Annotated in this window: 13 protein-coding genes; 6 read left to right on the top strand and 7 right to left on the bottom strand. The window is 34.0% G+C overall.

The features are described from left to right. Nucleotides 1-213 precede the first annotated feature (213 nt). On the top strand, nt 214-2,649 hold the full coding sequence (locus SB689_RS09655) for a TonB-dependent receptor plug domain-containing protein (protein ID WP_410691906.1): 2,436 nt from the start codon (nt 214-216) through the stop codon (nt 2,647-2,649). Nucleotides 2,650-2,698: 49 nt separating this feature from the next. Here the strand turns inward: SB689_RS09655 and SB689_RS09650 are convergent, their stop codons facing one another. Further along, on the bottom strand, nt 2,699-3,916 hold the full coding sequence (locus SB689_RS09650; RefSeq protein ID WP_410691905.1) for a PQQ-dependent sugar dehydrogenase: 1,218 nt from the start codon (nt 3,914-3,916) through the stop codon (nt 2,699-2,701). Between the two features lie 108 nt (nt 3,917-4,024). On the opposite strand from SB689_RS09650, the gene SB689_RS09645 reads away from it, so the two are divergent. Continuing rightward, on the top strand, nt 4,025-4,396 hold the full coding sequence (locus tag SB689_RS09645) for a BlaI/MecI/CopY family transcriptional regulator (protein WP_410691904.1): 372 nt from the start codon (nt 4,025-4,027) through the stop codon (nt 4,394-4,396). 1 nt (nt 4,397) lies between these two features. Further along, a complete protein-coding gene (locus SB689_RS09640) occupies nt 4,398-5,810 on the top strand; it encodes a M56 family metallopeptidase (protein ID WP_410691903.1) in 1,413 nt (470 codons plus the stop codon). Nucleotides 5,811-5,853: 43 nt separating this feature from the next. Here SB689_RS09640 and SB689_RS09635 read toward each other — a convergent pair whose 3' ends face one another. Beyond that, nucleotides 5,854-7,206: a peptide-N-glycosidase F-related protein gene (locus SB689_RS09635; protein ID WP_410691902.1), complete on the bottom strand. Its 1,353-nt coding sequence runs from the start codon at nt 7,204-7,206 to the stop codon at nt 5,854-5,856. Between the two features lie 287 nt (nt 7,207-7,493). On the opposite strand from SB689_RS09635, the gene uvrB reads away from it, so the two are divergent. After that, nucleotides 7,494-9,485 (top strand): excinuclease ABC subunit UvrB, encoded by a 1,992-nt coding sequence (uvrB, locus tag SB689_RS09630; RefSeq protein WP_410691901.1) that lies wholly within the window; start codon nt 7,494-7,496, stop codon nt 9,483-9,485. A 57-nt stretch (nt 9,486-9,542) separates the two neighbouring features. On the opposite strand, the gene SB689_RS09625 is transcribed toward uvrB, so the two are convergent. From SB689_RS09625 to SB689_RS09610, 4 genes are all read right to left on the bottom strand, one after another. Next, nucleotides 9,543-9,797, bottom strand: coding sequence for a DUF3820 family protein (locus SB689_RS09625; protein ID WP_054512893.1), 255 nt, complete (start codon nt 9,795-9,797; stop codon nt 9,543-9,545). A gap of 18 nt (nt 9,798-9,815) precedes the next feature. After that, nucleotides 9,816-10,904 (bottom strand): AI-2E family transporter, encoded by a 1,089-nt coding sequence (locus tag SB689_RS09620; protein WP_410691900.1) that lies wholly within the window; start codon nt 10,902-10,904, stop codon nt 9,816-9,818. Between the two features lie 4 nt (nt 10,905-10,908). Further along, nucleotides 10,909-11,643 (bottom strand): beta-carotene 15,15'-monooxygenase, encoded by a 735-nt coding sequence (locus tag SB689_RS09615; RefSeq protein WP_410691899.1) that lies wholly within the window; start codon nt 11,641-11,643, stop codon nt 10,909-10,911. Nucleotides 11,644-11,715: 72 nt separating this feature from the next. After that, on the bottom strand, nt 11,716-12,438 hold the full coding sequence (locus SB689_RS09610; RefSeq protein ID WP_410691898.1) for a hypothetical protein: 723 nt from the start codon (nt 12,436-12,438) through the stop codon (nt 11,716-11,718). A 47-nt stretch (nt 12,439-12,485) separates the two neighbouring features. On the opposite strand from SB689_RS09610, the gene SB689_RS09605 reads away from it, so the two are divergent. Both SB689_RS09605 and SB689_RS09600 read left to right on the top strand, forming a co-directional pair. Then, nucleotides 12,486-13,463, top strand: a complete 978-nt coding sequence (locus tag SB689_RS09605; protein WP_410691897.1) for an aminodeoxychorismate synthase component I — start codon at nt 12,486-12,488, stop codon at nt 13,461-13,463. Further along, nucleotides 13,447-14,073 (top strand): aminotransferase class IV, encoded by a 627-nt coding sequence (locus tag SB689_RS09600; protein ID WP_410691896.1) that lies wholly within the window; start codon nt 13,447-13,449, stop codon nt 14,071-14,073. The genes SB689_RS09605 and SB689_RS09600 overlap by 17 nt, the downstream gene beginning before the upstream one ends. Here the strand turns inward: SB689_RS09600 and menD are convergent. Then, complete coding sequence (gene menD, locus SB689_RS09595; protein WP_410691895.1) at nt 14,070-15,746, bottom strand: 2-succinyl-5-enolpyruvyl-6-hydroxy-3-cyclohexene-1-carboxylic-acid synthase; 1,677 nt, start codon at nt 15,744-15,746, stop codon at nt 14,070-14,072. The two genes, SB689_RS09600 and menD, sit on opposite strands and share 4 nt — an antisense overlap. Between the last annotated feature and the right edge of the window lie 18 nt (nt 15,747-15,764).

Genomic DNA, 15,764 nt, shown 5'->3' with positions numbered 1-15,764 from the left:
AAACCGAGATTAGTTCTCGGTTTTTTTATTTTTAAGTTTTTTAAATTGTAAAAATAATTAATGTATAAACACGAGTTAAGTGAAAATTCTATAATATTCAATTAATTAAGCTTAATACATAATACTTTTCAAACAATAGTGATTTTTTTTATTGATTTAAAATCAAATTTTAATATATTTGATTTATCACTAAATTAAAAAAACTCGATAGATATGAAGATTAAGTATTTAAGTGCTGCTTTTTTCGCCGCAACCTCTATGCTGTATTCGCAGGAAATAAATGATACGATTTCAAAAGAAAAAAGAATCGATGAAGTCACCATCACAGGAAGCCGAAACAAGAAAAGAACAGTCATTGATACTCCCGTACCTATCGATGTAATTGATATTAAACAAGTCAGTCAGTCCACAGGACAAGTCGAAGTTAATCAACTTTTACAGTTTGCCGCGCCCTCTTTTAATTCTAATAAACAATCCGGATCAGATGGAGCTGATGCTGTAGATCCTGCAACCTTAAGAGGTCTAGGGCCTGATCAAACCTTACTTTTATTAAACGGAAAAAGATACCACCAATCCTCATTAATCAATCTTTTCGGAACAAAAGGAAGAGGAAATACAGGTTCGGACATGAACACCATTCCGATCGGAGCCATAAAAAGAGTGGAAGTTCTTCGTGACGGAGCTTCTGCACAATACGGTTCTGATGCCATTGCAGGCGTTATCAATGTTATTCTGAACGACCGCGACAAAGGTTTTGAAGGAAATACTTTCTACGGAATGAATCTTTTTAAAAGCCCGGGAAACAAAGATGTCGTTTCGGATCGTAAAATAGATGGAATTACATTTGATTTTAATGGAAATTTAGGAACAAAAATAGGCTCAAAAGGCGGTTTCGGAAATTTTACTGTAGAATTTATCAATAAAGAACATTCTATCAGAAATGCCAATCCGGAATTTTACGAATCTCCAAGACAGCGTTTTGGCGACGCAAAATCTCAAAACATCTATTTCTTTGGAAACATAGAAGTTCCTTTGTCTGATAACCTGAAATTCTATTCCCGTCAAGGGTTTTCGCACAGAGGAACAAACGCTTACGCATGGACGAGAACGGCAGATGCAGACGGAAATATTCCGGAAGTTTATCCGACTGGTTTTAATCCAATTCAAAATACAAACATTACAGATTTTACATTTGACAATGGTTTGAAATTTAAAGTTGCCGAGTGGGATGTAGATTTTTACAACGCTTTTGGCAGCAACAGATTCATGTATCAAATCGACAATACCATTAATGCGACTTTAGGAGTAAATTCTCCAACAAGCTTCAACGCAGGCGGACATTCGCTTTTACAAAATACGACAGGTTTTAATGCTACCAAGCAGTTTGATGTTTTGGAAGGTTTAAATATTGCTTTCGGATCTGAATTCAGGTATGAAAAATTTAATGTCATTAAAGGACAAGAAGCTTCTTACGCGATGTATGACGTGAATGGAAACATTGTTACTACAGACACTCCACAAACCTCACTGGTTACCAATCCTTTAACGGGAGAAATAAGACCGGGCGGTTCACAAGGATTTCCAGGATATTCTCAGGAAGTGAATAAAAACAGAAATAACTTTGCAGCTTACGTTGATACCGAACTTGATATCACAAAAAAATGGATGATCAGTTTGGCCGGAAGATTTGAAAATTACAGCGATTTCGGAAGCACGATTAACGGAAAATTTGCCACAAGATATGCCATTACCCCTCAACTTGCATTCAGAGCTTCTGCTTCTACAGGTTTTAGAGCACCATCATTGGCTCAAAAATATTATAGTCTACAGTTTACTAATTTTCAGGGTGGCGATCTGGTAACGATTCAATTGGCATCGAATGACAGTGGTTTAACGCAAGCTGTTGGAATTCCTCAATTAAAAGAAGAAAAATCGATTAATGGAAGTGCCGGATTTACTTTTAATGCAGGAAAATTTACAGCAACAATTGATGGATATTACATTAGCATAAAAGACAGAATTGTTTTGACCGGAAATTTTGCGAAAGATGAACTCCCGATTGAAGCTCAGGTAGAATATCCTTACATAGACCAGGCTCAGTTCTTTTCCAACGCTATTGATACCCGTACAAAAGGAGTTGATGTTATTTTAAATTATAATCAAAATATAGGTAACGGAAAGCTAACCGCCACTTTAGCAGGAAATTATAATGAAATGGAAATCACCAAGGTAAATACTTCCCCAAAATTGGCTGGCAAAGAAGAAACTTACTTAAGTCCGAGAGAAAGAGCTTTCATTCTGGCTTCTGCTCCGAAAACAAAGATTAACTTAAATTTAAATTATAAGATCAGTAAATTTAATGCAAATCTACAGGTTGTTAGATTCGACAAGGTAACGCTGATCGGATATAACGGCGCAGATGATTATCAAACCTATAACCCAAAAGTGACCACCGATTTATCTTTTGGATATGATTTTACTAAAAACATTAGTTTAACAATTGGAAGTAAGAATTTATTCAACCGATACCCAACATTACAAAAGACTGCGGTTTCTGACGGAAATACCGAATCAGGCGGAATTTTCGATCCTGTACAAATGGGATTTGCAGGAAGACAGGCTTTTGCAAGATTTAATTTCAAATTTTAATATATATTTTTTAACAATAATGCTTCTGAAATTCAGAAGCATTATGTTTTTATTTTTTAGAGATTTTATAGAGTTTTCCGCTGTCTGTCACAGCATAAAGGCTTCCATCCGAACCATCCAAAACATCTCGGAATCTTTCATTCTGATCAGCCAAAAGACGCTCTTCTCCTACTACTTTATTATCTTTCATCACAATTCTGTTGATGTGTTCACCACTCAGACAGCCGATGATTAAATTCCCTTTCCATTCATCAATATTTCCGGTGTAGAAAGTCACTCCGCTTGGTGATATCACAGGATCCCAATAATAAACAGGTTGCTCGGTTCCTTCTTTTTTTGTTGTTCCATTATTTATTTTCGAACCTGAATATTCAATTCCATACGTCACATCTCCCCAACCGTAATTTTTTCCGGGTTTGATTAAATTAATCTCATCGCCACCTCGCGGTCCCATTTCTACATCCCAAAGATTTCCGTTGGGATCAATCGCCAATCCTTGTGGATTTCTTATTCCATAAGCATAAATTTCAGGTTTAAACCCAGCTTTCCCGATGAATGGATTTCCCGGAGCAGGTTTTCCATCCTTTGTTATTTTTAAAATTTTACCTAAATAATTATCAGTCTTTTGAGCATACACTCTTGTCTGTTTATCAGATCTTTCTCCTGTACTTACAAATAAATTACCGTCTTTATCAAAAGCTAATCTGCTTCCGTAATGCTTATCTCCGTCATAAGAAGGTTCAGCACGGAAAATAACTTTCACTTCTGAGATAGTTTTTAAATCTGATGAAAGTTTTCCTTTGGCAACAGAGGTTAAATTTCTCTCACCAAAAGGTTCTGAAAAACTAAAATAGATGATATTATTGGTTTTAAAATCAGGATCGAGAGCAACATCAAGCATTCCGCCCTGCCCTTTTGAATCTACTTTTGGAAATCCCTCGATTTTAGAAATCTGTTTTCCGTCCGGTGAAACAACGTTCATGTAACCTCTTTTATCGGTAATTAAAAACTTGCCATCCGGCAAATTGACAATTCCCCAAGGTTTTCCGAGGTCTTTATTTAATACTTCGACATTGTATGCGGTTGACGTTTTTACAGCTTTAATTCTTGTCTGTCCCGCAAATGCCGGTTTATAATTAGAATTTGGCTTTTCTGTTTCTACACTTCCGTCCTTACTCGCCTGCTGAGCATTAGCATTACTCTCCTTGCACGAAGAAAGTATTAAAAACAAACTCAAGGCCGGTACATAATATTGATTGAATTTCATAGTGTTGTGATTAGTGGTTATAAAAGAAATGGAAAAATAGTGCCATAATAATTTGTGCAATTAAATTTTTATTCTACATTTGTAGAACTAAATACAATATTGTAGAATATGAATGAAATAAAATTAACCGATTCTGAAAAAGACCTCATGGAAATTCTTTGGGAAAAAGAAAAAGCATTCATGAAAGAAATTTTAGAGATTTATCCTGAGCCTAAACCAGCTACAACAACGGTTGCTACTCTTTTGAAGAGAATGCAAAATAAAGATCTGGTAGGCTACAAATTGTATGGAAATTCCCGTGAATACTATCCTAAAGTAGCCAAAGGGGAATATTTCAAGGAAGAAATGACTTCTATGATTGACCGTTTTTTCAATAGTTCAGTGACACAATTTGCCTCATTTTTTACAACAAACGCAGAATTGTCTCAAAAACAGCTGAAAGAACTTCGTGAAATTATTGATAAACAAATAGACGAATAAAATGATCCCGATTATTCTAAAAATAATTTTATGCTCTTCATTGCTTGTTGCTTTATATTATTTGTTTTTGGAAAAAGAAAAAATGCATCAGTTTAACCGGTTTTATTTAATTTTTTCACTGGTGTTTTCTTATGTAATTCCTTTTATAACTATTACCACAGAATTTCCAAAACTTAATAATAATCCTCAGCTAATCTTTGAAGAGACAGCACAGCAAATAACACTACTTCCAACGAAACAAGAAAGTTTCAATTGGATGAATGTCACTTGGATAGTATACGGAATTGTAGCTTCTATCCTCCTTTTAAAAGCAATTATATCTGTTTTAAAAATAAAAAATCTAAAGGGAAAAGAAATTAATTATTTAGGACAAAAAATAATTATAACCAATCAAAACCTTTCTCCTTTTAGTTTTTGGAAAACAATTTATTTAGGCGAAAACTATCTGTTAAACAACGAAATAGACTCAAGAATTTTCTTACATGAAAAAAGCCATTTAGGGCAAAAACACAGCATTGATCTTTTACTAATTGAAATCTTGAAAATAATTACATGGTTTAATCCTGCTCTTTATTTCTACAAAAAAGCAATGGTGACCAATCATGAATTTTTAGCCGACGAATATGTACTGAAAAATAATTATAATATTAAAGACTACCAAAATTTAATACTTCAAGAGATTATTTCAGGCCAACATTACAACCTTACGCATACTTTCAACTTTAATAACACCAAAAAACGATTTATTATGATGAACACTAAAAAAACAAAACTGTCCAGACTAAAAAAAATTGTAAGCATTCCGATATTGATTACCATTTTTGGATTATTTGTTCAAAAAACCTATGCAAATAATTCAAATTTAAATATCAAAAACAACGGTAGGGAAATACAAAATACAGCTCCTGCTGAGCAGTCACAATTAATTAAAAAAGAAGAATTAAATACCAAAATAAACGTAAAAGAAAACACAAATGATGAAAAAGTAATTTTAGATACCATCAGACCAAATAAGAAAAATGATGCAAAAATCAGCAAGAAGGAAAAGCAAAAATCAACAGAATATGAAAACGACCCACCCCCTCCACCTCCATCTGTTCCATATTCAAAAGATTTTGTAACTGCAGAGTACCCTGGAGGAATTAATAGCTTTCGAACAAAACTGGCATCAAATTTTAACGGATCTGTCTTTGATGGAAAAAAAGGATTGATAAAATCAATTGTTTTACTAAACTTAGATGAAAACGGAAAAATCACGCAAATATCTGCAACAGGCGACAATACAGCTTTCAATAATGAACTTACAAGAGCAGCAACCGCAGCTAATAATGAAACACTATGGAAACCTGCAACAAGAAATGGCAAACCTGAAGCTACAGTTTTCAAACTACCGGTTACAATGACTTTCGAATAAACAAGAAAGCGCTAAAATTTTAGCGCTTTTCTTATTTTTAATGTTATTTTTTAATAATCTTATGTTTAAGTGACATTCCTTCATCAAATATAATATTCAGAAGATACAAACCAGATGGATATTCGCTGATATCCGCTTCATTTCCTTTAAAAATCCTTAGCAATCTCCCATCTGAAGAATAAACTTCGGTAGCTTTTACTTTTTTAGTACTCGAAATTTTCACAACATCAACTACAGGATTAGGATAAATTTTAACGTCTGTGATTTTCACATCACTTGTACTTAAAACATTTTGCTTTTCTCCCTGAAAATAAACAGAAAGCGGAAAATCTCCCTGCTGTCCTACAAATTGAGCAGACGGAACACTAATTTGAAAAGTATAACTTCCCGCCTGCATATTTCCAAGCGGAATTTTTCTGATCGGAACAGCATCACCGGGACACCAATTATTCCATGAAGTCCACCAAGAGGTAGATTGGGCAGAAGATCCGTAAATTCCATTCCCCTGTGTGTTGTATTGGCGATATGGCTCGCAAGACTTTCCACCTGGCGTGTAATTATAAATAGGTTGATCGTTAAGAGATATAAAATGTTGTCTTCTAATGTATTCTTCCCCTCCACTATTGGCTCCGTGATTGGATGTGATTAAATAAAAATTAGCATTATTTACAGGAGTATTTAAAATAAAGCTCAACATTCTGATCGTTTGCCCGGGAACATCTGTTGCACTATAATTATTAAGACTTTTCGCAGCAGTCATAGGAAGAAGAAAATTATTGGTAGCCGGAATTGAAGAATCTGTCGTCGTCGTAAAACTTAATGAACCTTTAAAAGTATCAATACGTCCTGAACAGCCAGAAACCTGAGTTTGTGCAGCGTAAGGAACTCCTAAAACAACAAATTCTATCCAGAAATCATATTGCGACCTTAGAACAGGATCTTTAAGAATAGCTGCCACATTATCCATCTGAAATGTATAAGGAACAGAAGTCGGACTCACATTTTTATTCATAAAAGGAGTAATAAACCTTCCTAATTCTAATTTTGTAACTGAATTTGTATCATAATCAGCTGAACCTTTCGTTACTAAAGCAAGATAAACATTGGCCAGACGGTCGTAATTATCACACAACGCACCAATGGTAATATTCATGGTAAGCTTATTTCCAAATGAATCTAATTGAGATTCCGTAAGCATTTTGGTATAGGAACTATTGCTTTGTCGAATCGCATCCGCAGGCAAAGGTTGATTGACAGTAGCCGCATACATGTCATAAAAGACAGCATCTTCATACACAGAAATTACAGTTGGCGGAGGATCGGGAGTGAAGTATTTTTCAGCATGCAAAATATTACAAAGACCAATTAACACTAAAGAGAGTAATTTTAATTTCATATTAATATTTAAATTAGATTTAAAGCAAAGATAATTCAAATACAGCAACAAAACATAGTCAATAAATCAATAAATATAATTTTACGTTCAATTAAATATAAAATATTGTATTTATCTTAATTAAATAAAAATATCCCGTCTCATTTATTAAATTATAATCGTAGAACCAGAGTTGAAATTTTATAAATATCTACAAATCAACTAAAAATCATAATCTTTTAAATTCGTACCACTTTTATTGAGACTAATAATATCTTTCGTATTTTTGTATATACACTAAATTTTCAATGAATTTTAATCTTCAATCAGAATATAAACCAACCGGCGACCAACCTACAGCCATTGAAAAACTTACCGAAGGAATCGAAATCGGTGAGAAATATCAGACTTTATTAGGTGTTACCGGTTCCGGGAAAACATTTACCGTTGCCAACGTTGTTCAAAACGTACAAAGGCCAACAATCGTTATGGCCCACAATAAAACGTTGGCCGCACAGCTTTTCATGGAATTTAAAGAATTTTTTCCTGACAATGCCGTGGAATATTTTGTAAGTTACTACGACTACTATCAGCCTGAAGCCTATATTGCAACAACCGGAACTTATATCGAAAAGGATCTGAGTATCAATGAAGAAGTTGAAAAATTACGACTTTCTGCCATCACCAGTTTGCTTTCAGGAAGGCGAGATGTCTTGATTGTAGCTTCTGTATCCTGTATTTATGGCGTTGGGAACCCTGCGGAGTTTCACAAGTCTTTAATTTCTCTTGCAATTGGAGAAAAAATTACACGAACATCACTTTTACATTCATTAGTTAATGCTTTATACTCTAGAACATTAGCAGACTTTCAACGAGGTACATTCAGAGTAAAAGGAGATGTTATTGATGTCTTTCCTGCGTATGCCGATAATGCGGTAAGAATTCAATTTTTTGGGGATGAAATTGAAAAAATTCAGAGTTTTGATCCAGTTTCAGGGAATGTTACGGCTAGTTTTGATCAAATTCAAATTTATCCTGCCAATCTTTTCGTGACATCAAAAGAAACCTTGAATGGAGCCATTAAATCTATTCAGGACGACATGGTAAAACAGGTTGATTTCTTTAGCGAAATAGGAAAACCTTTAGAAGCCAAAAGATTACAGGAAAGAACGGAACTCGATCTTGAAATGATTAAAGAATTAGGCTATTGTTCTGGTATTGAGAACTATTCTCGTTATCTGGACGGTAGACTTCCGGGATCAAGACCTTTCTGTTTACTGGATTATTTTCCTAAAGATTATTTAATGGTGATTGATGAAAGTCACGTTACTGTTCCACAGGTTCATGCAATGTATGGTGGCGACAGAAGCCGAAAAGAAGCTTTGGTAGAATACGGATTCCGACTTCCTGCAGCAATGGACAACAGACCTTTGAAGTTTGAAGAATATGAATCGATACAAAATCAAGTAATTTATGTTTCTGCAACTCCGGCCGATTATGAATTAGAGAAATCGGGAGGAACTTATATTGAACAAATTATTCGTCCAACTGGACTTTTAGATCCTGTTATTGAAGTAAGACCAAGTCAAAATCAGATTGATGATTTGATGGAGGAAATCCAGAAAAGAGCTGATCTTGATGAAAGGGTTTTAGTGACTACTTTAACCAAAAAAATGGCCGAGGAACTGACTAAATATTTCACAAAATTCGGTATCAGAACGAGGTATATTCACTCTGATGTTGAAACGTTGGAACGTATTCAGATTATGCATGATTTGCGTGTTGGGTTATTCGATGTTTTAATTGGAGTCAACTTACTAAGAGAAGGTTTGGATTTACCTGAAGTTTCTCTAGTTGCCATTCTAGATGCTGACAAAGAAGGAATGCTAAGAAGCAGAAGATCAATGATTCAGACAGTTGGTCGTGCGGCAAGAAACCTTAACGGGAAAGCTATTTTATATGCCGATAAAATGACAAAATCGATGCAGGCAACGATAGATGAAACAAGTTATCGTCGTGAAAAACAAATTCAATACAACACAGATCACAACAAGGTTCCAACTGCATTAAATAAGAAAATATCTGAGAATTTAGTCGGCCGAAGCAAAGACTTCCCTGATGAAAAATATACTCAAAAACAGATCTTACAAAAAGTTGCCGAAGTTAAAGCAACTTACGCCAGCGAAGACGTTGAAAAAATGATCGTTCAAAAGCAAAAAGAAATGGAAGCGGCTGCTAAGAATCTTGATTTTATTAAAGCAGCCAAACTGAGGGATGAAATTGCAGCATTAAAGGATTAATTTGATTTAAAATCTAAAAAGTTTCGGCGGCACCAAAGGTGCCGCCGAAACTTTATCTTAAAATTTATAAGTCTTGTTTTTTAGCTTATCATAATTCACTGTTCCTCCTCGAAGTGGCGTCAGCAAATCCATCAAGCCATTTATTTTTATTTCATAAATCGTTGAAAGTTGCATTCCCAATTTTCCCGGTGGCATTCCTTTACTGTGAAACCATTCAAGATAACTTACTGGAAGATCTGCAAGAATAACTCCTTTATGCTTCCCGAAAGGCATCTTCATTACACAAATTTCTTTTAATATTTCGGGGTTTATTCCTTCTACCATTTTATTTTAAACTATTAGATCAATTTTATTTTCCAACTCATCATCTTTATCGGGCAATTGTAACTCCGGAGGAGTATCTTCATCAGAAAACTCATTTCTATATACCTGAATCAGAAGAAGTGTAAGAGAAATTAGAATCGGCCCAAAGATCAATCCCATAAATCCAAACAGATTCATTCCCATGATAATTCCGAAAACGGTATTTAGTGGGTGAATATCTTCTAATTTTTTAAGAAGGGTAAAACGTAATAAGTTATCCGTTAAACCTACTATTACCAAGCAATATGCAGCCAAACCAAGACCATGCCCCGTATCTCCTTCTGCAATCATAAAAATACAGATAGGAATATAAACAATCGCCGCTCCTACAATCGGAATCATAGAACCCACTGCCGTCAATGCAAAAAGTAAAATCGGACTTGGCGCTCCAAAAATAAAGTAACCTATCATAGCAACTAAACCTTGTCCCAAAGCTACAACAGGAATTCCAATTGCGTTTGCCATGATCAGCTTTCTCATCTTTTCGCCTATCAAAGACACATTCGCTCTTTTCAAAGGGGCCGAAGCAGCAAGAATACGTTCAAAAAAACGAGGTGTGCTCAACATAAAATAAAGAATAAAATACATGGACATGATCACAGTAAGCGTATTGAAAGTCCCGCTAACAGCTTTCGTCGACACTTGACCGGCGGAGCTTTTCAGCTTAGCCATATTTTCTTTACTGAGAATATCAAAACCTGTTTTTGAAAAAATATAAGTATGAATTTTTTCCAGAAACACATTAAACTTAGTCATATAAGCTTGTGCATTTCCTAATTTTTCAATTAAAAGATCTCCAATAAAATAGATTGGCAAAATAAGGATAATCAAACTCGCAAGCATCAATACTAATGATGAAAGCCAGGGTTTCCATTTTTTTTCTTCCTGCAGGTAGAAATTATATTTTCGGCAAAGAACATACAGGGTAATTGCCCCCAAAACCGAAGGTATAAAAAGAGCAAGGTTAAAACAGATCAATCCCGCCAACACCAATATGATAGCAAGTAACGAAACCTGCTTTATGACCACACTGCTTATTTGTTTATCTTTATTCAAATCGTTATTTTTTATCTAAAAGTTGTCTAGGTTTTCCTAGAAAAGCACAATATGCTGAATACATTACAACCATAATAAATGGCGCTGTTACGATAACTCCTATTCCGCAAAGAACAATCCCTGCAATAGATATTAAAAGACCTAAAAGCGTTATTCCTAAAAATGTTCCATAATTCTCTTTCGCAATATTGAAAGATTTACCCAAAGCTTCTGTAGCAGATGCGTTTTCAAAAAGCAAAATTGGGTAACCCAATAGCAATAAAGGATAAACTAAAAAGAAAGGAATAACACAAAGAAACAAAGCAATACTAGATATTATACCTGAAATAAGACTGTAAATCAGAATATTAACAAAATTCTGACGATAACCAATGAACAAATCAGAAAACTCAATACTGTTTTTTGTGTTGAATTTATTCACAATATAGATCAATCCTACATACAAAGGAGCCAATAAAACTCCAAAAAGACTCGAGAATGTGATGTACATTGGAAATCCTGGCGCATTCCAGTAACTAAAGTTTGAATAATCTCCCGAATCTCGCATCTCTTCCATAATAGAAGCAGAATTAAATCCAGTTAACGCTTGAATAATAGCTCCTCCAATAATATAAATAATCATTGCCACTATCGCATAAAGAAAAACGCCTTTATACATTTCGAAAGCGTGAGAAATAATTGATCCTGTTTCTCTGCTCGGAACAGATCCCTGCTGATCAAATTCATTAAATTCTGACATGGTGTTTAATTTTTTAATGTTATTCTCAAATTTAACTTTTTTTGCCAGATAAAGTATTAACTACATATAAATTTAACTTTTCTCAGCAAAAACGGTCTTATAAAGAGCATAAATCATCGCATTCCAAAACGGAAATGTGAATAAGCCTCCAACCAAAAACAGACCAAAGCCCAAATATTTAAAGAACGTTGCCACAATAACGCAGACAAATATTTCTAAAAAATACATTTTTAAGGCTTTAAAATTTAATGAAATGGCTTCAAAAATTCTTTTATCTGTAAAAAACATCAGCGGAGCAACAAAAATTGTAATAATAACCCAAACCACTGCAAGAATTATAGTTTGAACTGTAAACATGTAAATGAAGAACCAGAAAACAAAATACCCAATATATTTAAAGAAATTAAGTCCGTTATAACCTGCAAATAAATCTCCGATTACTATTTTCTCGTTTAAATCAATTTTTCTGTAGATCTGAAAAAATCCTAGATTTAAAGGATACAGAAAAACAATCGTTGCAAAAAAAGCATAACTGAAATAACGTGAATTATCCGTAGCAGACAATTCCGCAATCTTTTGCATATAAGCATCTGTACTTATTTTGAAAGCTTCTATCAAAGCCTGATTTTGCTCCAACATTCCATATTTGGCAGCAAAGAAAGTAATTGATGTAAAAAATATAGCAAAGTAAATGATGGAGAACATTAATTGAAAAATCAATGTTTTATTCCAGTAAAAAAAAGCCTGTTTTAGTATAAAGTCAATTCCCGGTTTCTGAGGATATTTATTCTGCATTAAAAATATTTTGTGCAAAAGTAAACATCAATAAGTACTTTTGTCGAATGTTTTCAGTGAATCATCAAAAATTTATGGAAATGGACGAACTTTCTCTCCAGAAGGTTCCCTATTTTTTTGTTATCGACTTCCTTTTGGATAATGTTGAAATTTATAAAGAAAATGAAATTGAAAAATCAGGTTTATTAGTTGATTTTCAATCGTTTTCAACGACAAAAACAACACACGAATTAGATAAAAAAATTGAATGGAAATCTTATCCTGAAACTTTAGAAAGTTTTAAATCAGGATTTGATAAAGTTCAGAAAAATATTCGTTTAGGAAATTCTTATCTGGTAAATTATACTAGAAAAACCAAAATTGAGACGAATTTAACACTCGAAGAAATTTTCTATCATTCAAATGCAAAATACAAGGTTTTTTATAAAGATTTTTTTGTATTTTTTTCTCCTGAAACTTTTGTGAAGATCATTGACGGAAAAATTCTCACTTATCCCATGAAAGGTACTATTGATGCGTCTTTAGAAAACGCAGCAGAAATCCTTAAGAACGATAAAAAAGAAAAAGCCGAGCATTACACCGTTGTAGATTTACTTCGAAATGATCTTAGCATGGTAGCAGACGATGTGAAAGTTGATAAATTTCAGCACATTGATTTCATCAAAACTCAGCAAAAAGATTTGTATGCCATGAGTTCTGAGATTTCAGGGAATTTAAAGCCTGAATTTGATGGAAAAGTAGGAAGTATTATGAAAAAACTGCTTCCGGCAGGATCTATTTTAGGAGCTCCAAAGCCAAAAACCTTGGAAATAACTCTCGAAGCAGAAGGATATGACAGAGGTTATTACACCGGAGTTTGTGGCTGGTTTGATGGTGAAAATCTCGACAGCTGCATAATGATCCGTTTTATTGAAAAAGAAAATGGTACATTGTATTTCAAGAGCGGAGGCGGAATAACGCACATGAGTAAATTAGAAGACGAGTATCAGGAAATGAAAAATAAAATCTATGTCCCAATTCATTGAAAGTATTAAAGTAGAAGATCAGGAAGTTTTCTTGTTAGATCTTCATCAAAAGCGTGTTAATCAAACCTTTGCCCATTTCGGGAAAGAAGGCTCAATTGATTTGGCTAAAATTTTTAAACATCTGGAACATGATGAAGACGGAATGTACAAACTAAGAGTTTCTTATGATTTGGACAAAAAAATCCGTACCCAAATGATCCCTTATGCAATTCCTGAAATACAAGATTTTCAATTAGTTGAAAACAATAGTTTCGATTATTCTTTCAAATTTGAAGACCGAAAAGAGCTGGAAAAAATGAAAATGAAATCCAAAGCTGAAGAAATAATTATTGTAAAAAATAATCACATCACAGATACTTCATTTTCGAATCTTTTATTCCAAAAAGGTAAAGATTGGTTCACTCCGACAACTTATCTTTTGAATGGTGTTCAAAGACAAAATCTTTTGAAGCAGAAGAAAATTAAAGAAACCGAGATTACTTTACAGAATCTTAAGCAATTCTCACATTTTCAACTAATTAATGCCATGAATGACTTTGATGATATGTTCATTTACCCAATAGACCGAATTATCAATCTACCGGGTAATGAAGAATATTTGGATCTTTAATTCTCTTTCATGAAATTGAAATAAGCTTTTAAAACATCAGCACTATTTTTACCGTAAGTATTCACTTCCAGTATCTTAGGTTGTGCATCCGGCTTGAAGAAATTATCTAAAACACGGTCAAGCGTCGGCTCATCTTCCACTCTTGTATAAGAAAACCCGAAATGCTTGGCAAGATGTTCAGCATTTTTTTTGTGTTTTGTAGCGATAAATTCGTCTAGAGTATTCGGGTTGGCATTTCCAGGTCCCGGAATAATTTTAAAGATATTTCCTTCACCATTATTGAAGATCATAATCCTTACAAAAGGCGGAATATATTGATTCCAAAGCCCGTTGATATCATAGAAAAAGCTTAAATCTCCCGTAATCAACAAGGTCGGATTAGCATTTTTAATCGCAAATCCCATTGCTGTAGATGTAGAACCATCGATTCCGCTCGTTCCTCTGTTGCAATAGATTTTTCTCTTTCCAAAATCAAAAAGCTGGGCATATCTAATTGCCGAACTGTTACTTACATGAATATTATAGTTTTCAGGAACCGTCTGAGAAGCTTTATTAAAGAAATAAAAATCAGAGAATTCCACCATATTTAGAAATTTAAGGTGTTTTGCATCCTTTTTATCTCTTAAAACATCCCAAAGATTAAAATATGGTTTTGGTTCTAGACTAATGAATTTCAACAATTTAGAAAAGAACAATTCAGGTTTGATTTCTATTTTTTCAGTCAAAGAAAAATAAGTATCCGGCTGCCAAACTTCATCCAAATGCCAATGCTGTTTTGGACGGGCACTTCTTAAAAACTGTTTTACTTTTTTAGAAACAACATTCTGCCCGATCGTTATTAACAGATCCGGAGCATATGTTTTGTAATCTTCTTCCGTGAAGTTGTAAATATATCGATCAATATGTTTAAAGAATTTCTCGTGATGCAAATTAGAATTCACCTCACTTAGAACCACAACAGAATGGTTTTTAACCAATTGAGAAAGCTGATTTTCCAATTCAGGGCTATAATCTCTTGTTCCTACCAAAAGAAGAATTCTTTGGGAAGTATTCCAGTCGGCAACTAAATTGGAAGGAATTTCGTATTCTTTATGCTTAATTGTTTTTTCAACGGTAGGAAAAGTAGGAAGCTCAGAAACCAATTCATACAAAGGCTCTTCCAACGGAATATTAATATGAACCGGACCTTGTTTTTCAAAACAAAGCTCGATCGCTTTTTTAATAATGTCAAAATTAATTTCTTCCGCGTTTTCCTTGCTGTCTTCTAAAAGTTCGAAATCGCCATAAGAATGCTGATGAAAAATATTATTCTGTCTGATTGTCTGTCCGTCAAAAATATCTACATAATCTGTTGGCCTGTCCGCACTTAAAATTAAAAGTGGAACATTCTGATAAAATGCTTCTGTAACGGCAGGGTAATAATTCGCCACCGCAGAACCACTTGTACAGGTAATTGCAACAGGTCTCTTCTCACTTTTTGCCATTCCGATTCCAACAAAAGCCGCACTTCTTTCATCCACAATACTGAAACAATTAAAGCCATCCACTTCCGAAAAATGAATCGCTAACGGAGCATTTCTGGACCCCGGTGAAATAACAATATCTAAAATTCCGTACTGCTGAAGAAGATGCGCAAGTATTTGGATACTTCTCTTAGAAGAATATTTTTTCATAAGTACAAATTTAACTTA

The organism is Chryseobacterium sp. SIMBA_038 (assembly GCF_046535115.1).
Classification (GTDB): domain Bacteria; phylum Bacteroidota; class Bacteroidia; order Flavobacteriales; family Weeksellaceae; genus Chryseobacterium.
Note: the sequence above shows the minus strand (reverse complement) of the source record. Positions and strands in the feature narration are given on the sequence as shown.